Raw genomic sequence first — 22,038 nt, 5'->3', positions numbered from 1 at the left:
CCTAGGTTCCGACTCCAGTTGCCAAACACTCAGGAGACAGTTTGATGTCAACCGTAGCAGTTACCGACGCGACCTTTGACGCAGAGGTCAAAAACTCGGAAGTACCCGTTGTTGTAGATTTTTGGGCCGAGTGGTGCGGTCCCTGTAAGCAGATCGGGCCGGCTCTGGAAGAGCTGGCAGCGGAATACGGCGACAAAATCAAAATCGCCAAAGTTGACGTCGACAGCAACCCGAATTCGGCAGCTGCGATGGGTGTACGTGGTATCCCAGCTCTCTTTATCTTCAAAGATGGCCAAGTGGTTTCCAACCGCGCCGGCGCTGCACCCAAAGCTGCTCTGCAAAGCTGGATCGACGAATCCATCTAATTTGTGATGATCCACGAATTAAGCAAAGGGCGCTGTTTCAGCGCCCTTTTTTGCATTTAGAAACGTGTGTCGTTCCTGTCTGACCCAGAAAACAAAAAGCCGCCGGAAGTCGGCGGCTGGATGTCATCGTGTGATGGTCCGTAAATTCAGACGTGATCGATGTCGTAACGTGTCAATCCGATGTCTTCGAGTTGTGCATTCGTCAAGCGGGACAACTCGATGCGCGTAAGGCGCTTTTCGTTCCAGCGGACAACTGCCTTTTTGGCAGCAATGAAAGTGTCGACCACACGGAGAATGAAGACTGCTCCGAGCGGCGCATGAAGATTTGCAGTGGTAGCCATTGCGCAGATCCTTATGAGAAACAGCCGACCCCATGTCGGTTGTAAGGCTTTACATACGGGCAGATTCTGAGTCTCACAATTGCCCGTTTTTCAGGCCCGATTTGCGCTGAACGCATAGCAAATGACCAGTTTGTTAACTTTGACGCCTGGAAAGGTCACCCATCTTAGAGATTCTCCCTCTCTTGTGCCGAAGCCCACGGGAATCCATATAGGGGTCAATATAAAGCGGAGAAACACATGGCAGACGCGCAATTTCCGGGTTGGCACGGAACCACGATCATCGGGGTAAAAAAAGGTGGCGAGGTCGTTATTGCCGGCGACGGTCAGGTGTCCCTTGGACAGACCGTTATCAAAGGAAGCGCACGTAAAGTGCGCAGGCTTTCGCCGGGTGGTTACGATGTTCTGGCGGGATTTGCTGGCTCGACCGCAGATGCGTTCACATTGCTCGAACGTCTAGAGGTAAAACTGGAAGCCACTCCCGGACAATTGGCCCGCGCCAGTGTGGAACTGGCGAAGGACTGGCGCACAGACAAATATCTCCAGAAACTTGAAGCCATGCTGATCGTAACGGATGGATCCGATTTGTTTGTCATCACCGGCGCTGGCGATGTGCTGGAGCCTGAACATGATGTTGCTGCAATTGGATCAGGGGGTAACTTTGCCCTCGCTGCGGCACGCGCTATGATGGACAGTGAAAAATCAGCAGAAGACGTCGCGCGTTCGGCGATGGCGATCGCCGCTGATATCTGTGTCTACACAAACGGAAATCTCACGGTTGAGAGCATTGGAAAATGATTGGTCCAGATGACCTACGCGCCGCCGTCGGCTCAGGCCTGCTGAGCGAAGCACAGGCAGCCTCTCTCAAAGCACTGGCAGATGCACGCAGCGGAGCCCGAAAAGACCTTTCAGAAGGTGACGAACCGTTTGAACTGTTCAAAGGGTTCAATGAGATCTTCATTGTCATCGGACTTTGCATTCTCGCATCCGGCTGGATCGGAGTGAACAGCATCGCAATGGTCGGCCAAGTTGGCGACGTTACGGGCCGCATCATAATCTCGTCTCTCATTGCAGCTGCCATTCTATGGGGGCTAGCCGAGTATTTTATTCGCCGCCGCCGCATGGTCGCACCTGCGATCGCATTATCCGTCCTTTTTGCAGCCAATTCTGGTGCTGGCCTCAATGCCTGGTTCTCAGAGCCCTTTATGATCGCGCAGCAGGATTACAGCAGCTTGGTTTTGCCTCTCGCGCTTTCGACTTTGGCCATTTTTGTTTTCTGGCTGCGTTTCAAAGTCCCTTTTGCAATGGCACTGATTGCGTTTGGGGTGTTCAGCTTTGCCATTCTAACGGGCGGCATTCAAACCGGCGCCCCTGCTGAATTCACAGATCTCTTCCTGTTGTCTGCCAACGGGCCATTCGCATTGATCACACTATTGGTGGGGTTATTGGTCTTTTGTGTGGCAATGTGGTTTGATCTGAGCGATCCGCATCGTGTGACACGTCGCTCCGCACAGGGGTTTTGGCTTCACGTTGTTGCAGCTCCGGCATTGGTCAACACAATAGCGCTGTCGCTTCTGGAAAACGATACAGCCGGATCCAATCTGGTCCTACTCTGCATTCTGGTTCTTTTTGCCGGCGTGGCCATCCTTATTGACCGCCGTTCCTTCCTGATCGCAGCAATCGGTTATATCGTGACACTTGCAGCAACCGTTTTTGATGGTGAAGGGGCTGCAATGACCGTACTTGTCCTCGGCGTTTTCCTTGTTGTCCTCGGCGCGTTTTGGACCAAGATCCGCGCGACACTTCTTTCGCTTGTCTCGGGTGTGCTTCCGGTTCACCGACTACCACCCTCTCACTAACCAAGGTACATTATGACAGACCTTACACCTCGTGAAATCGTATCAGAACTGGACCGGTTCATCATCGGCCAGAACGAAGCAAAACGCGCCGTTGCCGTTGCTTTGCGCAACCGCTGGCGTCGCAAGCAATTGCCCGATGACATACGCGACGAGGTCTACCCAAAAAACATCCTGATGATCGGCCCCACCGGTGTTGGGAAAACCGAAATTTCAAGACGTCTGGCGAAACTGGCGCGCGCTCCTTTCATCAAAGTCGAAGCGACAAAATTCACAGAAGTTGGATACGTTGGCCGGGATGTAGAGCAAATTGTCCGGGATCTGGTGGATGCAGCCATCCTGCAAACGCGCGAATACATGCGCGAAGATGTGCGTGCCAAAGCCCATAAAGCTGCGGAAGATCGTGTATTGGCAGCCATAGCAGGTGAGGGCGCACGTGAAGCAACATTGACAATGTTCCGCAAGAAACTGATTGCGGGTGAACTCGATGATACTGTGATTGAGCTGGATATAGCGGACACGTCAAACCCTATGGGCGGCATGTTTGAAGTCCCCGGCCAACCAGGTGCCAACATGGGCATGATGAACCTTGGCGATCTGTTCGGGAAGGCAATGGGTGGGCGTACGGTTCGTAAAAAACTTACCGTCTCTCAAAGCTATGACATTCTGATCGAAGAGGAAGCCGACAAACTTTTGGATGACGAAGCCGTCACCCGGTCAGCACTTGATGCGGTTGAACAAAACGGAATCGTTTTCCTGGATGAGATCGACAAAGTGTGCGCTCGTTCTGATGCCCGCGGCGGGGATGTCAGCCGAGAAGGCGTGCAACGGGATCTCTTGCCGCTTATCGAGGGCACAACCGTCAGCACAAAACACGGCGCGGTCAAAACAGACCATATCTTGTTCATTGCCTCGGGCGCATTTCATATCGCTAAACCTTCGGACTTGCTGCCAGAGCTGCAGGGGCGCCTCCCGATCCGCGTCAATTTGCGGGCATTGACTGAGGAAGATTTTGTTCGGATCCTTACAGAAACCGACAATGCGTTGACCCGACAGTACACCGCTTTGATGGGAACCGAAGAGGTCGAGGTCTCGTTTACCGAAGATGGAATCGCCGCTTTGGCAAAAATGGCTGCAGAGGTCAATCACAGCATAGAGAACATCGGCGCGCGCAGGCTATACACGGTCATGGAACGTGTCTTTGAAGAGCTTTCCTTCAACGCCCCCGATCGAGGCGGTGAGAAGGTGGTCATTAATGCCAAATTTGTGGGCGACAATCTTGCTGAGCTGGGTAAATCCAGCGACCTGAGTCGATACGTTCTCTGACCTGCGGTCACCCTCTTTAGAGACTGGACATTGACGGCAGCACAGATAACCTGCCGTCAATTTTTATCAGCGGGTGAAACTATGGCACGTGTCGCCTTCTCTCTTTGTATTGCATGTTTCACACTTCTCTCTGCCTGCGCACATGACCGCAGCGCCGCGCCCCTGATTCCCGAAGCTCAATCGCTCGGCTCTCAGCAAACAATTTATGGGGCAACCACCCGCAAGGCAGACGAACCGACGTTCGGCTTTGAGCGGTCAGATACCGTCAGCCTTCTGGAGTTGGAGATCTCCGTTCCGCCAAGTCGCGACAAGGGCACCCTTTCTTTGGGTGGCACAAATCCAGATCCTAAAACTGATTTTGTCCTTACGTCACGCAAGCTCCACAATACAGCCAGTTTTTCAAAAAGCATCAAAGCCGAACTGAGCAAGGTCCCTCCCCACCAACGCGAAGTAACTATCTTTGTACATGGCTTTAACAACACGCACGCCGAAGCAGCCTTTCGCACGGCACAGTTGAAGCATGACATTGAAATTCCAGGAGCCACTGTTTTTTATTCGTGGCCAAGTAAGGGGGCGGCGTTAGGCTATGCCTATGACGAGGATAGCGCTCTATTTGCCCGCGATGGCCTGGAAGGTCTTTTGCGTGCAATACGTGAAGCGACAGACATACCTGTCATCATCGTTGCTCATTCCCTTGGCACACAGATCGCGATGGAAACCCTGCGCCAGATCGAAATCCACTCGCCTGGATGGACAAGCCATAATCTATCGGGGGTCATATTGATGTCGCCCGACCTGGATGTGGATTTATTTCGCACTCAACTCGACAGGTTCAAGGAGATCCCACAGCCATTCGTCATTTTTGCAAATAGCCGGGATCGCGCATTGGGCATTTCTCAACGCATTAGAGGGACCAACACCCGCGCAAGGCTGGGAAACATCAGTTCGTTAGAGAGGCTGGCAGATCTACCAGTTCAAGTCATCGATACCTCAGATCTCAAAAGTAGCCGCGACTTGAACCACTTCCCGGCCGCAAATTCACCGGAGCTCATTGCCCTGTTACGCAGGTTGAGGATTGTTGCAGATGCAGAAAATAAAAGGCGGGGGGAACTGGCTCGGTTGTTACCAGGAAAGTTCAGCCGACTCGGCGGAGCTGTGCGCCTTAAGCTGGAAGAGACCCCCAGTAGTAACTAGCGCGAGCGTCGGAGGTAAACGTAATATGCGCCTTCACCACCATGTGAAATATGTGCCTGAGTAACCTGTAAAACGGCCTGTGACAGCGGTGGTAACGACAGCCATTGTGGAACCTTGTGACGCAATACTCCACGAGGCACAGGTATAGGGCCCGGCTCGTCCCGATCCTTCCCTTTTCCGGTAACGACCAGAACCAAGCGCTTTCCAGAGGCCTGAGCGGACAGAATGAACCGAGTTAGGGCAGGGTGTGCTGTGTCAATCCGCATGCCATGCAGATCCAGCTTTCCTTCGGGCTTCAATTTTCCGCGCTTCATGCGGCGATAGGATTTTTCATCCATCTGCACGCCACGGCTGGCCAAGGTCGCTGAAATTTCTGGGCGCAAACTATGCTTTGGGGAGGCTTCTGACGCCTTGGAGCCGATCGAAAACGTTTCAGCCCTGAAATGAACGGGTTTCTTAGGTTTTGGTTTGGGCAGGGTTTTGATCTGGGCGGCTTTTACCTTTTCAGGTTGCAGCCGTTCCGTTTGTTTAACAACTTTTTTCCAAAGATCGACTTCCTCTTCTGTCAGTTTGCGACGTGTCATCAGAGATCTTCCGACAAAAGAGCATATGCACGTTGAATAGGAAGGAGGACGTACATTCGTCCCGGATCACGTAATTTGCCGGCAGCTTGCCCGGCAGCATCTCCGGTCCCAAAGAAAATGTCAGCCCGTTGGGCTCCCTTGATCGCGGAACCGGTATCTTGCGCGATCATCAAGCGACGCATCTTGTTCTCTCCGTCTTTTTCCAACCAAACCGGAGCTCCAAGGGGCGTGTAAGCGGGATCAACCGCAATGCTGCGCAATGTCGTCACTGACCGGTTCATTGCGCCAAGCGGCCCTTTGGAGGCGCGTACCTGATTGACCTCGCGAAAGAATACATAGGATGGGTTGTGGAATAAAAGCTCGCGGCCGGCATCTGGATTTCGTCGAACCCAGTTTTTGATGACCTGTGCGCTAACCTGATGCGCATTGTAAACTCCGCGACGCACCAGCTCTTGGCCAATGGATCGATATTCGTGTCCATTCGCTCCTGCATAGCCCACTCTGATCACTGAACCGTTTTGCAGTCTGATGCGACCTGACCCTTGGATTTGCAGAAAGAACAGCTCAACAGGATCATCTACCCAGGCGATTTCGAGCCCGCGACCTTCCATGACACCACTGGTTAGAATCTCGCGCCTTGTCAGCCATTGGGGGGTACTGCGCGCTTCCGGTGGAAGCCTGTAAACCGGATAACGAAAGCGCCCGGTACGGTGTTTTGATCCACTCAGCTCAGGTTCAAAGTAACCCGTAAAAAGAGCGTTTTTACCGTCTTCGACCATCACAGGCCGAAAGAATAACTCAAAGAAAGATCTGGCTGATCCGGGCTTTTGGGATTGGGCTACGGCACAAAGTGCACTCCAGTCAGGATCGTCGAGATCGGGGCAGGTCTCCATAAAGGCTTCAAAAGCCCGATCATGATCATCATTCTCCCAACCGTCCAGCTGGGAGAACTCAACCATTTTGATGGTTGTTTCAGCCATGGCTCCGGGTGCAATTAAGGCAGCACCGCAAAGAGCCGAAAGGCCCATTGCTCTTCGGAGCGCAGAAATCATGCGTCTGTTGCAACCAATTGCCAGTTGGGATCATCAACACCCATCGCCCGCGCAAAAACCCAAGTGTCTTTTTGTCTTTTGACTGTCTTGCTGTCGCCCTCAACGATCTCTCCTTCGCTGTCGCGGACAACAGATGTCAGTTCACCTACGAAACGCATCGTGATTTCTGCCATCGACGTTGCTTCATCGAAGGTTGCGTTTACCAGGGTCGTTTCGCGCACCCCAATAAAGTTCGCCTCGATTGTCAGACCCTGATCTTCGCGGGCTGAAACTGCATCAACGAAACTGTCGTACAGGTCTTCGGCGAGGAAAGGCTGAATATTGCCAAGGTCACCGTTTTCAAACCCCATAAGGATCATTTCATAAGCGCCACGTGCACCTTGAACAAAGTCGCTGACACTGAAACCGGGTTCCACACGTTTCATCGCCGCCAATGCCAAGGACTGCGCGCTGTCGGCAGCAACGTGATCTGTAATGTCGTTGTCGGGACCACCTTCGATCACTTCAAGTTCGTGGTCAGACCGACGCGTCGTCTGGTCAGGCATCCGTGGTTTTTCAAACCCGTCTCGCGTGCCCAATACGCTTTTCAGACGCAGGATCAGGAAAATGGCGATACCTGCCAATACCAAAAGCGAAATCACGGGATTGTCCATGTAAACCTCATGCTAGGCGTTCGTGCTTTGTTTGAAACCTTGCGGCTCAGATCTTATGTAGGGGACCAAGGGAAGCAAGTCTACCGTCCCAAACACGATACAAAGGAAAGCGTGATGTATCTCTTTTTGGCCTTTGTCATGGTGCCGATCATCGAAATCGCCCTGTTTATCCAAGTCGGCGGGGCAATCGGTCTTTTGTCCACGCTTCTGATTGTGGTCCTAACAGCTATTCTGGGGACTTGGCTGGTACGGACACAGGGGCGAATTGCGATGGGGCAACTGCGGAATTCTTTCCAACAGCTGTCAGATCCTACGGAACCGCTTGCCCATGGGGCGATGATCCTTTTTTCGGGTGCTTTGCTTCTGACGCCCGGATTTTTTACGGATGTCATTGGTTTTTTACTGTTGATCCCGCGTATACGGGTCGTGGTTTTCAATTACCTGAGATCACGTGTAAGTGTCGCACAGTTTCACATGGGGCAGGGGCCGCAGGGGTTTACCCATCCTCATGGCTATCGCCATCCACATGGCAAGGACGGCGACATCGTCGACGGGGAGTTTCACGAAGTAAACCCTGAGCAGCCGCGAAGTGAGCCTTCCAAATGGGTCAACGGCCCAAAGTAACGAATGAATGACAAAACAGCGGACCCGTTGTGGTGTCACGGTCAAGCTGATAAGCACATGCTGATCGTATTTCTAGGAGACTACCCATGGCTGAAAATGGCGCTGCAGAAGCCCCTCAGCAACCGCAGGTCCAAATGAAGATTCTGGGCCAGTTCATCCGCGACCTGTCGTTTGAAAACGTTATGGCGCAAAAGGGTGTTGCCGGCGAAGTTCAACCCGATGTGAACGTACAAGTTGCGCTGGACGCGAAAAAACGTTCCGTCGAGGACCAGTTCGAAGTCATCACCAAGCTGACTGTCGAATCCAAAAACAAGGGCGGCGAGGGCACCTTGTTTGTTATGGAACTCGAATATGTCGGCATCTTCAATATCTCTGGTATCCCGGAAGACCAACTGCACCCGTTCCTGCTGATTGAATGTCCGCGCATGCTGTTCCCGTTCCTGCGCCGCATCGTGTCTGATGTAACCCGTGACGGCGGCTTCCCACCGCTGAATCTGGACAACATTGATTTTGTTTCGATCTATCGAAACGAACTGGCCCGTCGTCAAGCATCCGCAGAAGCACCTGTCGCACAGGCCTAAATTTCATAGGCACTCAATAGATACTCAAACGCCGCCTCACAGGGGCGGCGTTTTCAGTTCAGTGTCTTCCAAAGCGCATCATCACCCATCGTTTCGACAAATGCGTCATGCGCCTCCTTCTCGGCAGCTGTTATGCGCGGGGGCAGGGGGGTTGGCCTCGTCGATGGGCGCCAGGCATCATCAATCTGCGTAGACCCTTTTTCTTCTACAGAAGCCAACGCAAAGTCAGGCTGGCGACCGCCAATTAGCTCCAAATACACATCTGCAAGGATTTCGGAGTCAAGCAAAGCGCCGTGCAACGTTCGGTTTGAGTTGTCTATGCTAAAACGGCGACACAAAGCATCCAATGTCGCCGGCGACCCAGGAAACTTTCGGCGTGCCATGGCGAGGGTATCAAGCGCCTGCTCCATGGGAAGCTGCGGCAATCCCATCCAACGCAGCTCTGCATTCAGGAACTTCATATCAAAGCTGGCGTTATGAATGACCATCTTGGAGTCGCGAACAAAATCCAAAAACTGCTGGCCGACTTTTGCAAAAACCGGCTTGTCCCGCAGAATGACTTGTCCCGGCTGCGGTTGCTGTGGCGGCTCCAATAGATCTGGACCAATCCCATGTACAGAGAACGCCTCGGCCGGCATGGACCGCTCGGGGTTTATATATACATGAAACGTTTCGCCGGTTGGCATGTGGTTCAATAGCTCCACAGCACCGATTTCAACAATGCGGTCGCCAGATTCAGGGTCAAAACCGGTCGTTTCAGTGTCGAGTACGATCTCACGCATCTGTCAGCCTTTTTCGAATTTCAACCAAGATCTCCTGCACCTGTTGTGATGCGTGATCTATTGTATCCGTTTCTATTTGATAGTCAGAGCGACTGAGCTTTTCAGCGATCGGCATTTGCTTCGCCAGGATCTGTTCAAACTGCTCTGACGTCATAGTTCCGCGTTCCATAACCCTGTGTCGTTGCTGCTCGGCATCAACAAAGACACAAGCAACCGCATCCATTTCAGAGTTTGCGCCTGTCTCAAATAAGAGGGGAATATCAAAAACCAAGATGTCAGAACCGGCCTCTTCCTTGAAGATAGCTCTATCGGCCTGAACCAAAGGGTGCACAATGGCTTCGATTTTTGCCAGTGCTCCGGGATCTTTGCTAACCAGTGATCTCAAAAGTTTCCGATCTACAATTCGGTTTTTCACCACGTCCGGAAACAGGTGGTTTATCGGTTCGACTGCAGCTCCACCTGCCGAATACATCCGATGCACCGCCTCATCCGCATTCCAAATTGCGCAGCCAGCGTCCGCAAACATCTGGGCAGTTGTGCTTTTACCCATACCAATGGAACCGGTCAGACCAAGGTGAAAGCTCATCCCAGTACGGCCGCACGTGTTTCTTCGGTCACCTCCGGCCGACGACCAAACCAACGTTCAAATCCGGGTACGGCCTGATGTATTAGCATTCCAAGCCCGTCCACAGTTGTGCACCCAACTTCGCTGGCAAAATTCAGCAGATCTGTTTGCAAAGGTGTGTAAATCAGATCTGTCACAACGGCCTCTTTGCGCAGCCCATCCAATGGAATGCGCAGACGTGACTTCCCAGTCATCCCGAGGGACGTTGTATTTACAATCAGCTTTCCTTCTTCCAGCACATTTGGCGCCTGAACCCATTCGACAACGCGAACCTTCTGGCCAAAATCGCTTCGCAACTGCTCAGCCCGGTCACGAGTACGGTTGGTTAGAATAATGTCGTCTACGCCGGCCTCTATGAGCGAGGCAACCACTGCGCGACATGCGCCTCCAGCACCAAGAACAACGGCAGGACCGGACTTGGGATCCCAATCAGGAGCGCTCTCAGTGAGGTTGGTGATGAACCCGTATCCATCGGTATTGTCTGCCATGATCTTTCCGTCCGGCCGGAAGATAAGAGTATTTGCCGCGCCCATCAGTGTCGCGCGATCCGTGATCTGATCGGCGATGGCCATAACAGCTTCTTTGTGGGGAATGGTTACATTTGCGCCAACGAACCCCATGTCCGGCATCATGCGGACAACCTTTTCGAGGTTCTGTGGTTCAACATGCAAGGGAACATAATGCCCTTGAATATCGTATACCTTTAACCAGTGCCCATGGAGCTGAGGGGACTTTGAATGGGCAACAGGGCAACCGATGACACCCGCCAAAGGAATTTTTGAAATGCTCATTGCTCTATTACTCCCTGTAGTCCGAGGTAGTTGATAAGTTCGATCAGCGGCAAACCCAAGACATTAAAGTAGCTGCCTTCGATGTTGGTGAAGAGGCGAACCCCTTCTTCTTCGAGTTTATATGCCCCGACCGAATGGCGAATACTGTCCCAGTTTCGGTCTACATAAGACTGGAGGTATGCATCGGAACTCATCCGCATAAACAGCCGCACCTGCCCCACATGCCGCCAGATAGGCTGTCCCTCGCGATAGATAACAGCTGCGGACAACAGCATGTGCCGTTTTCCGCGCAACCGTCCCAAATGTTCTAGCGCTTCTTCCGGTGACCTGGGTTTGTCAAAGATTTTGCCCTCGAGATCCAAAACCTGATCACACCCCAAAACCAAGCCTTCCGGGTGTTTTCCACTGACTTTGCGGGCCTTTGCCTCTGCCAGGGCATCTGCAATATCTCTGGGAGAGGCCCCTTCAGCCACGAGACCCTTTTTGAGGTTGTCCTCGTCAACACGAGCCGGCACGATTTTGAGACCGATACCCGCATTTCTCAGCAGTTGCGCGCGGATTTCTGATCCAGACGCGAGGATGATGTGGGCAGACATGTGGAAAACCCCAAGTATAAAACCGATATGAATTTAGAATGGTTTGTATGGAATTCCCAGCGTGCCGCAAGTGGTGAGTAAAGCTCAAAATCTCACGCTTTTGCCGGCAGATTCGCCCCTCGTGGATGAGGATAACTCAAATTCCGTGGATATCTGTGTTGCCGGCGATTCCTCCAAGGTTTATCCCCAGCTTAATCTTGGTAAACGAAGTCTTAACCACCTTGATTTCATGGCGTTAAGGAAGGATTCACAGTTGGACAACCTGTCACGCTGTCATTTTATCCCATGTGGGGATAATCCAGTGAAGGAGTCGATAATCCACGGAAATCGGCCTGCCCTACAAAAACATCATCCTTCTTAAAATATAATTATTTATTTAAGGGGGGTCTGAGCCAGGAAAGAAATCGCATGGATCTGACTGATCTGATGTTCACCCTCTACCCATACGCCAAATCGCTTCACATCATGGCAGTAATCAGCTGGATGGCCGGGTTGTTCTATCTTCCACGTTTGTTTGTGTATCACACGGAGCAAGCTGAGAAGGTCCAGGAATGCAAGCCAGTGTTCCTGATCATGGAAGAGAAGCTGCTAAGAGTGATCATGAGGCCAGCAAGCGTCGTTACATGGGCCGCAGGTCTGTTTATGGTCTTCACCCCAGGGATTGTGGATTGGAGCTCTCTGTGGCCTTGGATCAAGGGTGCAAGCGTTATTGGCATGACCTGGTTCCACCACTGGCTGCTCTATCGCTTTCGTGACTTCCAGGCAGAGAAAAATACGCTCTCTGGTCGTCAGTACCGCATGATGAACGAAGTACCGACCTTGTTTATGGTGCTCATTGTCGTTTCGGTGATCTTTAAATTTTAAACACCAAATTGACTCGTTGGCGACAACGCCGTAAGAGAGGCCAAGACGGGCCCGTCCGGGATTCCGTATTTTCCATCGTTTTCACCTGAACGTCCCATCTCCCATGGGCAAAGAGGCCGTGTATTTATGACCGTGCAAGCTCTTAATCTTTCTGATCTCAAGGCAAAAAGCCCAAAGGCGCTCTTGTCGATGGCTGAAGAGCTAGAGATCGAAAATGCCTCCACCATGCGTAAAGGTGAGATGATGTTCCAGATCCTGCGTGAACGCGCGGATGAGGGCTGGGAAATCGGCGGCGATGGTGTTCTGGAAGTTCTGCAGGACGGTTTTGGATTTTTACGATCTCCCGAAGCAAACTATCTTCCGGGCCCGGATGATATCTATGTCTCGCCGGATATGATCCGCCAATACTCGCTGCGTACTGGCGACACCGTGGAAGGCCAAATCAAGGCACCGCTTGAAAATGAGCGCTATTTTGCTCTGACAAACGTCACCAAAATCAACTTTGAAGAGCCAGAAAAAGCACGCCACAAGATTGCGTTCGACAACCTGACGCCGCTCTATCCGGATGAGCGACTGAAAATGGAAATCGAAGACCCAACCGTCAAAGACCGCTCGGCGCGCGTTATCGATCTTGTTGCGCCCATTGGTAAAGGTCAGCGTTCTTTGATCGTTGCTCCTCCGCGGACGGGTAAAACAGTTCTGCTGCAAAATATTGCCCACTCGATCGAGAAGAACCATCCAGAATGCTATCTGATCGTGCTCTTGATTGACGAACGTCCGGAAGAGGTGACGGATATGCAGCGCTCTGTAAAAGGAGAGGTTGTATCCTCGACCTTTGATGAGCCGGCAGCACGCCACGTCGCCGTTTCCGAAATGGTGATTGAAAAGGCCAAACGCCTTGTCGAGCACAAACGAGATGTTGTTATCCTTCTTGATTCGATCACAAGACTTGGTCGCGCATTCAACACTGTGGTGCCATCGTCTGGTAAAGTTCTAACGGGCGGCGTTGATGCAAACGCACTTCAACGACCCAAGCGTTTCTTTGGTGCCGCACGTAACATCGAAGAAGGTGGTTCTCTTACCATCATTGCAACCGCGCTGATCGATACTGGCTCTCGGATGGATGAAGTCATCTTTGAAGAGTTTAAGGGTACGGGTAACTCAGAAATTGTTCTGGATCGTAAGATCGCGGATAAACGCGTGTTTCCTGCAATTGATATTCTCAAGTCTGGGACTCGCAAAGAAGACTTGCTGGTCGACAAAGGGGATCTTGCAAAGACCTTTGTACTGCGCCGTATCTTGAACCCCATGGGGACCACAGATGCGATTGAGTTCCTTCTGGGCAAACTCAAACAGACCAAGTCCAACGGTGAATTCTTCGACTCGATGAACACCTAAGGCCGGGCCGACAACAGGAAAGGCCAATAGATGGATACGATCTTTGCTCTGGCCTCTGCTCAGGGTAAGGCCGGAGTTGCGGTAATCCGCGTCTCCGGTCCTTGTGCTTTTTCGACTGTTTCCAGAATGTGCGGCTCCTTGCCGGCCTCGGGTAAAGGATTGCGCCGTGTACGCGATATTGCCGGCCAAGAACTGGATGATGCGCTGGTTCTAACGTTTGTTGGACCAAACAGTTTTACCGGCGAAGACGTGGTTGAACTTCATACCCACGGCAGCACTGCGGTGGTGTCATCAGTGATGGACACGCTCGGCACTTATGAAAATGTCCGGATGGCAGAGGCCGGCGAGTTCACACGCCGCGCGCTCGAAAATGGGCGGATGGATCTGACCCAAGTGGAGGGGCTGGCTGACCTGATTGATGCTGAGACAGAAGCACAGAGGAAGCAAGCCCACGTTGTTCTGGCCGGCAGGTTGGGAACACTCGCAGAAAATTGGAGAAATGACCTCATCAGAGCAGCGTCTCTGATTGAAGTCACGATAGATTTTGCCGACGAAGAAGTACCCGTTGACGTAACTCCCGAAGTAAAACAGCTCCTGTCTAGGGTGGCGAATGATTTACGCCGCCAAACAGCTGGAGTGCAGATCGCTGAGCGAATTCGCGAAGGTTTCGAAGTTGCAATCGTTGGCGCGCCGAATGTCGGAAAATCCACACTTCTTAATGCGCTGTCCGGTAGAGATGCCGCGATCACTTCTGAGTTCGCCGGCACCACACGAGATGTTATCGAGGTTAAGATGGATCTTGCAGGCTTGCCTGTTACGCTTCTGGATACCGCCGGCTTGCGCGAGACGGATGACCATGTTGAGGGAGTTGGTATCGAGCGTGCGATTAAACGTGCCAGTTCTGCGGATATCCGCGTATTTGTTGTAGAAGATGACGAATCTTTGGATGTTGAGCTAAAGCCAGGAGATGTAAGAGTGCGTCCGAAGGCCGATCTTAGAACTGACAAGTTTAATTCGATCTCCGGAGTGACTGGGGAAGGGGTGGACCGTTTGGTTGATCAGATTGCCTGGGAACTTTCCGAACGCGTTCAGAATTCTGGTATCGCAACGCGCCGGCGCCATAAAATTGCTATGGAATCGGCTTTGGGGAATCTTGCCGCAGCTAATCGTATTCTGGACTCCGGTCCGGAGTTCTATGATATTGCTGCGGAGGAGATGCGTTCCGCTATTCGTTCTTTGGAAAGTTTAGTTGGTCGGATCGGAGTGGAAAATCTTTTGGACGAAATTTTCTCCAGTTTTTGCCTTGGAAAGTGAGGGGTGTTTCACGTGAAACATTCGATCTATGATGTGATAGTTGTAGGCGGCGGTCACGCCGGCACTGAAGCAGCGCACGCTTCGGCTCGTACAGGCGCACGAACTGCGCTCGTTACCTTGAAACGATCGGGTATCGGCATTATGTCCTGTAATCCCGCGATTGGCGGTTTGGGGAAAGGTCACTTGGTTCGAGAAATTGACGCCATGGACGGCGTTATGGGACGGGTGGCAGACCTTGCTGGAATACAATTCCGCCTTCTGAATCGGAGAAAAGGGCCCGCCGTGCAGGGGCCAAGGGCGCAATCGGATCGGGCAATCTATCGCCGTAAAATGCTCGAGCTTACTGAGGCTCAAGAAAATCTGGATATAATTGAGGGTGAGGTCACATCTTTCTTGATGGAAGGAGAGCGCGTCCGGGGCGTCCAGTTGGCGGGCGGTGAAGATATTCCCAGTAAGACCGTTGTTCTAACCTCGGGAACCTTTCTGCGGGGCGTTATTCATATTGGAGACGTGTCCAGGCCAGGCGGACGGATGGGAGATCGCCCGTCGGTCCGGCTCGCAGAACAGCTATCAGCATTTGAGTTACCGCTTGGTAGATTAAAGACTGGGACACCACCACGTTTGGATGGTCGAACAATCAGATGGGATCTTTTGGATGAGCAACCGGGCGATGATGAACCCACATTCTTCTCGTTCTTGACACGGAAAACCCATGCCAAGCAAATCTCATGCGGGATCACTCACACAAACGAGCGTACGCATGATATCATTAAGGCGAACTTAGACAAATCCGCTATGTATGGAGGTCACATCGAAGGGGTGGGACCACGTTACTGCCCTTCGATCGAGGATAAAATTGTCCGGTTTGCGGACAAGAACTCTCATCAGATTTTTCTCGAACCCGAAGGCGTGGACGATCATACAGTTTACCCAAACGGTATTTCGACCAGCTTGCCGGAAGATGTACAGGTCGACTACGTGCGGTCGATCTATGGTTTGGAAAAGGCAGAAATTCTCCAGCCAGGCTATGCAATTGAATACGATTATGTGGATCCGCGTGCCTTAACGCTGGAGCTTCAGGTCAAAGATATTCCAGGCCTCTATTTGGCTGGTCAGATTAACGGTACCACCGGGTACGAAGAGGCTGCCGCTCAAGGATTGGTAGCCGGCGTTAACGCAGCGCGTTCGAGCGCGGGGAAGGAGCCTTTTCATTTTCAAAGGTCCAACAGTTACATCGGGGTCATGATTGATGATCTTACGACCAATGGTGTTGCTGAACCGTATCGCATGTTTACTTCCAGGGCTGAGTTCCGCCTGTCGTTGCGCGCGGATAACGCAGACCAGCGCCTGACTCCTTTGGCTGACCAGTTGGGATGTTTGGGGGAAGAGCGAAAGCGGACCTTTGGAGAGAAGGTCGAGAAGTTGGCAGCGGTCCGGAAAGTCTTGGATAATTCGTTCTTTACACCGAAGCAGGTGAATTCTGTTGGCATCAAGGTGAATCAAGATGGTAACCGACGCTCAGGGTTGGATATCCTGGCCTTCCCGGAAGTTACTTTCGATGACGTTATCCCTCTGATGGGCGAGCTTGATAGGACAGAAGATGACATAAAGCGTCAGATTGAAAGAGACGCCCTTTATGCGAATTACATTGAGCGCCAGGAAAAAGAGATATCGGCGATGAAGAGGGATGAGGGTTACCTTATTCCGGGTGGGTTTTCATATGCTGCGTTGGAAGGTCTGTCTAATGAATTGAAGGCAAAGCTGGAGAAAGCCCGTCCGCAGAACTTGTCTCAGGCTTCCCGTATCGAAGGTATGACGCCGGCGGCTCTTGCACTTCTTCTGGCGCATCTTAGAAAGATGTCCAGAAGTGAAGGTAAAAGGGCATGACGGATCAGCGTGATCTGAGAGGTTTGGATGTTTCACGTGAAACACTTGATCGCCTCGAGGTGTTTTCGAATGTTCTCAGAAAGTGGAACCCTAAAATCAACCTGGTTTCTAAAAAAAGCCTGGACGATCTGTGGTTGCGGCACATCGTCGATTCCGTGCAAGTTTTCAAGTCTGCACCATTGGGTGTAAAAAAATGGGTGGATATCGGATCCGGCGGAGGATTTCCCGGTGTTGTCGCCGCGGTAGTTGCAGCCAACGAAAGTCCTGAAACGACATTTACTTTGATTGAAAGCGATAAAAGAAAATCGGCCTTTCTGCGTAATGCCGCACGGGAGTGCGATGTTTCGATCAATGTTATTTCCAAACGGATCGAAGATGCGGAGCCCCAAAGTGCTGACGTACTATCAGCGCGCGCTTTGGCAGACCTTTCAAATTTGATGGAATTTGCAAGCCTCCACCTCTCCGATTCTGGGACTGCGCTGTTTCCAAAAGGTGAGAACTGGAAAAAAGAAGTGGATAATTCTCAAGGCGAATGGTGCTTCGAGTACGATCCGGTTAAAAGCCTTACAGAGCCCAAGGCTGTAATATTGAAAATTAGGGGAATTGTACGTGTCTGATCTCAGTCGCCCAACAGGGCCTCGAATAATCGCAGTCGCCAACCAAAAGGGTGGGGTGGGAAAGACAACAACTACGATAAATTTGGCTGCGGCCATGGTGGAATGCGGTCTGCGTGTATTGGTGGTCGATCTCGACCCGCAGGGGAACGCATCAACGGGCTTGGGGATTGAACTCGCAGACCGGGAGTTGACCTCATACGATCTTCTTGTTGAGGACGCACCTCTGGCAGGCGTGATCCGAGAAACCGATATAGAAGATCTCTGTATTATTCCTTCAACCGTTGACCTCAGTTCGGCTGATATCGAACTTTTCACCAACGAGAAGCGTAGTTTTCTACTGCACGACGCACTTCGCCAGACCGCGATGGACGACTATGACTACGACTACGTACTCATTGATTGTCCACCGTCACTGAATCTTTTGACGGTCAACGCAATGGTGGCGGCTCATTCTGTACTCATTCCTCTCCAAAGTGAGTTCTTCGCACTGGAAGGCGTATCGCAATTGATGATGACAATCCGAGATGTGCGTCAGTCGGCAAATCCGAACTTGAGAATTGAAGGCGTGGTTTTGACGATGTTTGATCGTCGAAACAACTTGTCGCTGCAAGTCGAACAGGATGCACGCGACAACCTTGGCGATTTGGTATTCCAAACAAAAATCCCGCGGAATGTTCGAGTTAGCGAAGCACCATCCTTTGCTTTGCCGGTTCTGAACTATGATACCAATTCTCTGGGTGCTAGAGCTTACCGAGCTCTGGCTGAGGAGATGTTGGAAAAACATCAAAATATTGCGGCATGAGAAGGCGGAGGCACAATAAATGGTAAAAGAAAAAGGAAAACCCCGCGGCCTAGGTCGCGGACTATCGGCACTTATGGCAGACGTAAATCCTGAACCTGTGAGCACAGAAACACAGGCGCCGCGCAATGCGGAAATCCTAGTCCCAATTGAAAAAGTTAAGGCAAATCCAGACCAGCCGCGCCGCCAGTTTCTACAAGAAGATCTCGATGATCTGACCGCTTCGATTAAAGAGAAGGGTGTCTTGCAACCGCTCATCGTACGGCCACGAGATGGCGGTTACGAAATTGTTGCGGGTGAGCGTCGTTGGCGGGCTGCCCAGGCCGCACAGCTCCACGAGGTGCCGGTCCTTATCCGAGATTATTCAGATCTGGAGATGATGGAAGTCGCCATCATCGAGAATATTCAACGCGCAGATCTGAATGCGATGGAAGAAGCCTTGAGCTACAAGCAGCTTATGGAAAAGTTCGGCCACACTCAGGAAAAGATGGCGGAAGCCTTAGGGAAGAGCAGAAGCTATATTGCTAACCTCGTGCGCCTTTTGCATTTGCCGGATGATGTTCAGCAGCTAGTTCATGAACGACAGTTATCAGCTGGCCACGCAAGGGCGTTGATAACGACCGATAATGCTTCAGATCTTGCGAAAAAGATTGTCAAAGGTGGACTGTCAGTCCGTGCAACTGAGGCGCTGGTCAAGAAGGCGGCAAGCGGCGATAAACCCGTTGCACCCCGAAAGGCCAAAACGTCTGAAGAAAAAGACGCAGATACGCGAGCGTTAGAAGACGATCTGTCAGCTGCTTTGCGTATGAAGGTTTCGATTGATCACAAGCCGGGTGGGGAATCTGGTTCCATAACGATCTCCTACGCGGATCTCGATCAATTGGATGATCTTTGCAATATGCTTAGCCGCTAGGGCGAGACCAAATAAATATCAAAACTCCACCAAGGGCCGCAGCTTGGATAAGTAGAATTTTGGCTGCGAGACCCAGGACAAGAGAAATCATAAAGACGGCGGCAACTGACACGGTTGCCGCTTTTTTTGCGCCCGGTCGGATGGCCCCGCTTTCCTGCCAGTCAATGATCATTGGCCCAAATGTAGCGTGACCAAGTATCCATGAATGAAGCCGACTTGATGAACGTGCAAAGAAGAATGCAGCTAGTAGGAGAAAAGGAACCGTAGGAAGCAGCGGAAGAACAATGCCGATCACCGCAAGTGCAACGCTGAGAAGTCCCAAGGCGGCGAAAATATATCGCATATCAATCCACAAGTAATTCGCGAAGAACGGCATTCAAAACAGAGCGACCCGCGTCCGTCGCGCTCAGCCTCGTATCCGACATAGTTATCATTCCTAGGTCTACAAGATCATCAATGCGGTCTTTGGGAAGAGGGCGTTGGCTCAAAAGTTCGAACCGTGAGGGATCAATCCCTTCTTTCAAGCGCAGTCCCATCATTAGGAATTCAACGGCAGAATCTTCAGCTGTTAGTTTTGTCGTATTGCTGATGCCTGAGCCGGATGAGACAGACTGCAGCCAGGCGCCCGGAGCCCGGTGACTTTCGGTTGCAATGCGGCTTACTCCGGTGGAGACGCGACCGTGAGCTCCAGGTCCGATTCCGAGGTAATCTCCATATCGCCAGTAAATCAGATTATGCTTGGACTCCGCACCGGGGCGCGCATGGTTGGATATCTCATATCCGGGTAAGCCATGTTCCGAGCAGATGTCCTGCGTGGCATGGTACATATCTGCGGCGTTGTCGTCCGAGGGGAGATCTTTCAATTTTCCTAGCGCGTATCGGTCGCCAAAAGCTGTACCGTCTTCGATTGTCAGCTGGTACAGGGATAGGTGGTCAATTGCCATCGAGAGTGCGTCTCGAAGTTCAGATGTCCACGCCTCCAAGGTCTGGCCCTGCCGCGCATAGATCAGATCAAAGCTGACCCTATCAAAACAGTTCCGAGCGATGTCAAATGCATCACCCGCTTCTTTGGCCGAATGAATGCGCCCAAGCCTGCGCAGGTCGTCGTCGTTGAGTGCTTGGATACCCATTGATATGCGGTTGACGCCGGCGTCGCGATATCCGGAAAACCTTCCCGCTTCCACGGAGCCAGGATTGGCTTCAAGTGATATTTCGATGTCGTTTGCAAAGGGCCAGATGCGCCGGGCGCTCTCAATGACGCCGGCGACCGTGTCAGGATGCATCAGGCTGGGAGTGCCGCCACCAAAAAAGATCGAGTTCAGAACGCGCCCTTCAGTGCCAAGCGCATTCTGTTTCATTTCCTTTTCATAAGCCATCAGCCAGTCGTGCTGATCAATGTGCTTCACCACATGGCTGTTGAAATCGCAATAGGGGCATTTGGCCTGACAAAAGGGCCAGTGAACATAAAGACCAAAGCCCCCGTTGCGCCAGTCATCCACCGAAACAACCCTGTACGAATTTCTGGACGGCGCGGCCGCGATGGCTGATCTTGTTCTTTTCTTCCTTTGGCATCTGGGCGCAGGTTACATCCAGCCCGTCGGGAATGAACATCGGATCATATCCGAAACCACCTTCACCACGAATTGGCCAAGTCAGAGCGCCGGGCATGACGCCTTCGAACACTTCGTCGTGTCCGTCAGGCCAGGCGATGACCAAGGTGCAGCGAAACTGGGCTGTGCGCGGCGCATCTGGCCCCTTGGCGTTTATCTCATCATTGGCGCGGGTCATCGCTTTCATGAAGTCGCGGCCGTTTCCAGTTTCAGCCCAATCGGCAGTATACACGCCCGGAGCCCCATCAAGCGCGTCTATGGTAATTCCGCTATCATCGGATAGGGCAGGGAGGCCGGTTGCTTTGGCAGCTGCATGGGCCTTGATCCGAGCGTTTCCGACGAAAGTATCTTCGGTCTCTTCCGGCTCTGGAAGGTTCATCTCAGCTGCGCCAACGACGGTTACCCCGTAAGGGGCAAGGATCTCGGAGATTTCTGCCAGCTTTCCTTTGTTGTGCGTTGCGACAAGGAGCTTGTCGCCGTCGAATGTTCGGGTCATTTGCAGGCAGCCTTTTGCATCTCGGCAAGCTCGGCTGTGCCTTTGGCTGCAAGGTCCATCAGTTCATTCATCTGATCACGAGAGAAGAGGGACCCCTCAGCAGACATCTGAACTTCGATCAGTTTCCCGGATCCGGTCATGATAAAATTGCCATCTACACCGGCTTCAGAGTCTTCCGGATAGTCTAGATCCAGAACGGGCTGACCAGCGTAGATCCCACAGGAAACAGCAGCGACAGGATCTACGAGAGGATCAATCGTTACGTCTCCGGCTTTCATCAATTTGTTCACGGCCAAACGCAGTGCTACCCAGCCACCGGTAATAGAGGCACAACGTGTCCCGCCATCGGCTTGCAATACATCACAGTCCACTGTGATCTGACGTTCACCCAGGGCAACACGATCCACACCCGCACGAAGGGCGCGTCCGATCAAACGTTGAATTTCAACGGTACGCCCGCCTTGTTTACCGCTTGCTGCCTCGCGCCGCATTCGGGTGTTGGTGGCGCGCGGAAGCATGCCATATTCGGCCGTTACCCAACCCAGACCGGTGCCCTTGATAAAGGGCGGCACGCGATCTTCGATGGTGGCGGTGCATAAAACATGCGTATCCCCGACTTTTATCAGGCAGGAGCCTTCGGCATGTCTGGTAAAACCTGTCTCAAACGAGATAGGGCGCATTTCATCAAGCTGTCGTCCGGAGGGTCGCATGGGTCATCCTTTATCTGATGTGATTGGGATAGCCTTCGCACACCGGGATTTGCAAGATCGTTT

At 52.2% G+C, this 22,038-nt stretch carries 26 protein-coding genes; 14 read left to right on the top strand and 12 right to left on the bottom strand.

Annotation, left to right across the window (positions count from 1 at the left end; translation table 11 throughout):
• Positions 1-44 precede the first annotated feature (44 nt).
• Positions 45-365, top strand: a complete 321-nt coding sequence (trxA, locus tag ACXAEW_RS06100; protein ID WP_474940486.1) for a thioredoxin — start codon at positions 45-47, stop codon at positions 363-365.
• 146 nt (positions 366-511) lie between these two features.
• On the opposite strand, the gene ACXAEW_RS06095 is transcribed toward trxA, so the two are convergent.
• Positions 512-706, bottom strand: a complete 195-nt coding sequence (locus tag ACXAEW_RS06095) for a DUF1127 domain-containing protein (RefSeq protein ID WP_474940485.1) — start codon at positions 704-706, stop codon at positions 512-514.
• A 237-nt stretch (positions 707-943) separates the two neighbouring features.
• On the opposite strand from ACXAEW_RS06095, the gene hslV reads away from it, so the two are divergent.
• Genes hslV through ACXAEW_RS06075 form a run of 4 tightly spaced genes read left to right on the top strand, consistent with a single transcriptional unit; the run spans position 944 to position 5,079 of the window.
• The gene (gene hslV / locus ACXAEW_RS06090) at positions 944-1,501 is read left to right on the top strand and encodes an ATP-dependent protease subunit HslV (RefSeq protein ID WP_474940484.1); all 558 of its coding nucleotides are present in this window, start codon (positions 944-946) and stop codon (positions 1,499-1,501) included.
• The gene (locus ACXAEW_RS06085; RefSeq protein ID WP_474940483.1) at positions 1,498-2,562 is read left to right on the top strand and encodes a hypothetical protein; all 1,065 of its coding nucleotides are present in this window, start codon (positions 1,498-1,500) and stop codon (positions 2,560-2,562) included. The genes hslV and ACXAEW_RS06085 overlap by 4 nt, the downstream gene beginning before the upstream one ends.
• 12 nt (positions 2,563-2,574) lie before the next feature.
• Complete coding sequence (gene hslU, locus ACXAEW_RS06080; RefSeq protein ID WP_474940482.1) at positions 2,575-3,885, top strand: ATP-dependent protease ATPase subunit HslU; 1,311 nt, start codon at positions 2,575-2,577, stop codon at positions 3,883-3,885.
• Between the two features lie 30 nt (positions 3,886-3,915).
• Entirely contained in the window at positions 3,916-5,079 is a 1,164-nt protein-coding gene (locus ACXAEW_RS06075; protein ID WP_474940481.1) for an alpha/beta hydrolase, read from the top strand.
• Here ACXAEW_RS06075 and ACXAEW_RS06070 read toward each other — a convergent pair.
• Genes ACXAEW_RS06070 through ACXAEW_RS06060 form a run of 3 tightly spaced genes read right to left on the bottom strand, consistent with a single transcriptional unit; the run spans position 5,076 to position 7,368 of the window.
• Positions 5,076-5,663, bottom strand: a complete 588-nt coding sequence (locus ACXAEW_RS06070; RefSeq protein ID WP_474940480.1) for a Smr/MutS family protein — start codon at positions 5,661-5,663, stop codon at positions 5,076-5,078. The two genes, ACXAEW_RS06075 and ACXAEW_RS06070, sit on opposite strands and share 4 nt — an antisense overlap.
• The gene (gene mltA / locus ACXAEW_RS06065; RefSeq protein ID WP_474940479.1) at positions 5,663-6,715 is read right to left on the bottom strand and encodes a murein transglycosylase A; all 1,053 of its coding nucleotides are present in this window, start codon (positions 6,713-6,715) and stop codon (positions 5,663-5,665) included. The genes ACXAEW_RS06070 and mltA overlap by 1 nt, the downstream gene beginning before the upstream one ends.
• Positions 6,712-7,368 carry a Tim44/TimA family putative adaptor protein gene (locus ACXAEW_RS06060; RefSeq protein ID WP_474940478.1) on the bottom strand — a complete coding sequence of 219 codons (657 nt, stop codon included), beginning with the start codon at positions 7,366-7,368 and terminating at the stop codon, positions 6,712-6,714. The genes mltA and ACXAEW_RS06060 overlap by 4 nt, the downstream gene beginning before the upstream one ends.
• 114 nt (positions 7,369-7,482) lie before the next feature.
• Here ACXAEW_RS06060 and ACXAEW_RS06055 point away from each other — a divergent pair, with 114 nt between their 5' ends.
• Positions 7,483-7,992 (top strand): FxsA family protein, encoded by a 510-nt coding sequence (locus ACXAEW_RS06055; protein ID WP_474940477.1) that lies wholly within the window; start codon positions 7,483-7,485, stop codon positions 7,990-7,992.
• Positions 7,993-8,078: 86 nt separating this feature from the next.
• The gene (secB, locus tag ACXAEW_RS06050; protein WP_474940476.1) at positions 8,079-8,573 is read left to right on the top strand and encodes a protein-export chaperone SecB; all 495 of its coding nucleotides are present in this window, start codon (positions 8,079-8,081) and stop codon (positions 8,571-8,573) included.
• Positions 8,574-8,626: 53 nt separating this feature from the next.
• Here the strand turns inward: secB and dnaQ are convergent, their stop codons facing one another.
• Genes dnaQ through ACXAEW_RS06030 form a run of 4 tightly spaced genes read right to left on the bottom strand, consistent with a single transcriptional unit; the run spans position 8,627 to position 11,367 of the window.
• Positions 8,627-9,355 carry a DNA polymerase III subunit epsilon gene (dnaQ, locus tag ACXAEW_RS06045; RefSeq protein ID WP_474940475.1) on the bottom strand — a complete coding sequence of 243 codons (729 nt, stop codon included), beginning with the start codon at positions 9,353-9,355 and terminating at the stop codon, positions 8,627-8,629.
• Positions 9,348-9,941 carry a dephospho-CoA kinase gene (gene coaE / locus ACXAEW_RS06040; RefSeq protein ID WP_474940474.1) on the bottom strand — a complete coding sequence of 198 codons (594 nt, stop codon included), beginning with the start codon at positions 9,939-9,941 and terminating at the stop codon, positions 9,348-9,350. Before coaE ends, dnaQ begins: the two co-directional genes overlap by 8 nt.
• Positions 9,938-10,771, bottom strand: a complete 834-nt coding sequence (locus ACXAEW_RS06035; RefSeq protein WP_474940473.1) for a shikimate dehydrogenase — start codon at positions 10,769-10,771, stop codon at positions 9,938-9,940. The genes coaE and ACXAEW_RS06035 overlap by 4 nt, the downstream gene beginning before the upstream one ends.
• Positions 10,768-11,367 (bottom strand): Maf family protein, encoded by a 600-nt coding sequence (locus ACXAEW_RS06030; RefSeq protein WP_474940472.1) that lies wholly within the window; start codon positions 11,365-11,367, stop codon positions 10,768-10,770. The genes ACXAEW_RS06035 and ACXAEW_RS06030 overlap by 4 nt, the downstream gene beginning before the upstream one ends.
• A 408-nt stretch (positions 11,368-11,775) precedes the next feature.
• Between ACXAEW_RS06030 and ACXAEW_RS06025 the strand changes: the two genes are divergently transcribed.
• The 7 genes from ACXAEW_RS06025 (at position 11,776) to ACXAEW_RS05995 (ending at position 19,159) form a co-directional block, all read left to right on the top strand.
• Entirely contained in the window at positions 11,776-12,231 is a 456-nt protein-coding gene (locus ACXAEW_RS06025; RefSeq protein WP_474940471.1) for a CopD family protein, read from the top strand.
• 126 nt (positions 12,232-12,357) lie between these two features.
• Complete coding sequence (rho, locus tag ACXAEW_RS06020; RefSeq protein WP_474940470.1) at positions 12,358-13,629, top strand: transcription termination factor Rho; 1,272 nt, start codon at positions 12,358-12,360, stop codon at positions 13,627-13,629.
• 30 nt (positions 13,630-13,659) lie between these two features.
• Positions 13,660-14,943 carry a tRNA uridine-5-carboxymethylaminomethyl(34) synthesis GTPase MnmE gene (gene mnmE / locus ACXAEW_RS06015; protein ID WP_474940469.1) on the top strand — a complete coding sequence of 428 codons (1,284 nt, stop codon included), beginning with the start codon at positions 13,660-13,662 and terminating at the stop codon, positions 14,941-14,943.
• Positions 14,944-14,955: 12 nt separating this feature from the next.
• A complete protein-coding gene (gene mnmG / locus ACXAEW_RS06010) occupies positions 14,956-16,830 on the top strand; it encodes a tRNA uridine-5-carboxymethylaminomethyl(34) synthesis enzyme MnmG (RefSeq protein ID WP_474940468.1) in 1,875 nt (624 codons plus the stop codon).
• The gene (gene rsmG / locus ACXAEW_RS06005) at positions 16,827-17,447 is read left to right on the top strand and encodes a 16S rRNA (guanine(527)-N(7))-methyltransferase RsmG (protein WP_474940467.1); all 621 of its coding nucleotides are present in this window, start codon (positions 16,827-16,829) and stop codon (positions 17,445-17,447) included. Before mnmG ends, rsmG begins: the two co-directional genes overlap by 4 nt.
• Positions 17,440-18,249: a ParA family protein gene (locus ACXAEW_RS06000; RefSeq protein WP_474940466.1), complete on the top strand. Its 810-nt coding sequence runs from the start codon at positions 17,440-17,442 to the stop codon at positions 18,247-18,249. Before rsmG ends, ACXAEW_RS06000 begins: the two co-directional genes overlap by 8 nt.
• 19 nt (positions 18,250-18,268) lie before the next feature.
• Complete coding sequence (locus ACXAEW_RS05995) at positions 18,269-19,159, top strand: ParB/RepB/Spo0J family partition protein (RefSeq protein WP_474940465.1); 891 nt, start codon at positions 18,269-18,271, stop codon at positions 19,157-19,159.
• Here ACXAEW_RS05995 and ACXAEW_RS05990 read toward each other — a convergent pair.
• From ACXAEW_RS05990 to rph, 4 genes are read right to left on the bottom strand one after another with little or no spacing between them, the layout of a single operon-like run.
• A complete protein-coding gene (locus ACXAEW_RS05990; protein ID WP_474940464.1) occupies positions 19,149-19,502 on the bottom strand; it encodes a YbaN family protein in 354 nt (117 codons plus the stop codon). The two genes, ACXAEW_RS05995 and ACXAEW_RS05990, sit on opposite strands and share 11 nt — an antisense overlap.
• Position 19,503: 1 nt before the next feature.
• The gene (hemW, locus tag ACXAEW_RS05985) at positions 19,504-20,658 is read right to left on the bottom strand and encodes a radical SAM family heme chaperone HemW (protein ID WP_474940463.1); all 1,155 of its coding nucleotides are present in this window, start codon (positions 20,656-20,658) and stop codon (positions 19,504-19,506) included.
• Positions 20,651-21,265 (bottom strand): RdgB/HAM1 family non-canonical purine NTP pyrophosphatase, encoded by a 615-nt coding sequence (gene rdgB / locus ACXAEW_RS05980; RefSeq protein ID WP_474940462.1) that lies wholly within the window; start codon positions 21,263-21,265, stop codon positions 20,651-20,653. The genes hemW and rdgB overlap by 8 nt, the downstream gene beginning before the upstream one ends.
• Positions 21,262-21,975 carry a ribonuclease PH gene (rph, locus tag ACXAEW_RS05975; protein ID WP_474940461.1) on the bottom strand — a complete coding sequence of 238 codons (714 nt, stop codon included), beginning with the start codon at positions 21,973-21,975 and terminating at the stop codon, positions 21,262-21,264. The genes rdgB and rph overlap by 4 nt, the downstream gene beginning before the upstream one ends.
• Positions 21,976-22,038: the final 63 nt, after the last annotated feature.

Source organism: Epibacterium sp. ABZ3_068 (assembly GCF_056159265.1).
Note: the sequence above shows the minus strand (reverse complement) of the source record. Positions and strands in the feature narration are given on the sequence as shown.

Coding starts and splice junctions, on each gene's coding strand:
- rho (WP_474940470.1), top strand. CDS start 12,358: ATGACCGTGCAAGCTCTTAATCTTTCTGATCTCAAGGCAAAAAGCCCA.
- coaE (WP_474940474.1), bottom strand. CDS start 9,941: ATGAGCTTTCACCTTGGTCTGACCGGTTCCATTGGTATGGGTAAAAGC.
- ACXAEW_RS05995 (WP_474940465.1), top strand. CDS start 18,269: ATGGTAAAAGAAAAAGGAAAACCCCGCGGCCTAGGTCGCGGACTATCG.
- ACXAEW_RS06055 (WP_474940477.1), top strand. CDS start 7,483: ATGTATCTCTTTTTGGCCTTTGTCATGGTGCCGATCATCGAAATCGCC.
- ACXAEW_RS06070 (WP_474940480.1), bottom strand. CDS start 5,663: ATGACACGTCGCAAACTGACAGAAGAGGAAGTCGATCTTTGGAAAAAA.
- ACXAEW_RS06095 (WP_474940485.1), bottom strand. CDS start 706: ATGGCTACCACTGCAAATCTTCATGCGCCGCTCGGAGCAGTCTTCATT.
- trxA (WP_474940486.1), top strand. CDS start 45: ATGTCAACCGTAGCAGTTACCGACGCGACCTTTGACGCAGAGGTCAAA.
- rsmG (WP_474940467.1), top strand. CDS start 16,827: ATGACGGATCAGCGTGATCTGAGAGGTTTGGATGTTTCACGTGAAACA.
- rph (WP_474940461.1), bottom strand. CDS start 21,975: ATGCGACCCTCCGGACGACAGCTTGATGAAATGCGCCCTATCTCGTTT.
- ACXAEW_RS06060 (WP_474940478.1), bottom strand. CDS start 7,368: ATGGACAATCCCGTGATTTCGCTTTTGGTATTGGCAGGTATCGCCATT.
- dnaQ (WP_474940475.1), bottom strand. CDS start 9,355: ATGCGTGAGATCGTACTCGACACTGAAACGACCGGTTTTGACCCTGAA.
- ACXAEW_RS06025 (WP_474940471.1), top strand. CDS start 11,776: ATGGATCTGACTGATCTGATGTTCACCCTCTACCCATACGCCAAATCG.
- hslV (WP_474940484.1), top strand. CDS start 944: ATGGCAGACGCGCAATTTCCGGGTTGGCACGGAACCACGATCATCGGG.
- secB (WP_474940476.1), top strand. CDS start 8,079: ATGGCTGAAAATGGCGCTGCAGAAGCCCCTCAGCAACCGCAGGTCCAA.
- hslU (WP_474940482.1), top strand. CDS start 2,575: ATGACAGACCTTACACCTCGTGAAATCGTATCAGAACTGGACCGGTTC.
- ACXAEW_RS05990 (WP_474940464.1), bottom strand. CDS start 19,502: ATGCGATATATTTTCGCCGCCTTGGGACTTCTCAGCGTTGCACTTGCG.
- rdgB (WP_474940462.1), bottom strand. CDS start 21,265: ATGACCCGAACATTCGACGGCGACAAGCTCCTTGTCGCAACGCACAAC.
- mnmE (WP_474940469.1), top strand. CDS start 13,660: ATGGATACGATCTTTGCTCTGGCCTCTGCTCAGGGTAAGGCCGGAGTT.
- ACXAEW_RS06035 (WP_474940473.1), bottom strand. CDS start 10,771: ATGAGCATTTCAAAAATTCCTTTGGCGGGTGTCATCGGTTGCCCTGTT.
- ACXAEW_RS06085 (WP_474940483.1), top strand. CDS start 1,498: ATGATTGGTCCAGATGACCTACGCGCCGCCGTCGGCTCAGGCCTGCTG.
- ACXAEW_RS06030 (WP_474940472.1), bottom strand. CDS start 11,367: ATGTCTGCCCACATCATCCTCGCGTCTGGATCAGAAATCCGCGCGCAA.
- mltA (WP_474940479.1), bottom strand. CDS start 6,715: ATGATTTCTGCGCTCCGAAGAGCAATGGGCCTTTCGGCTCTTTGCGGT.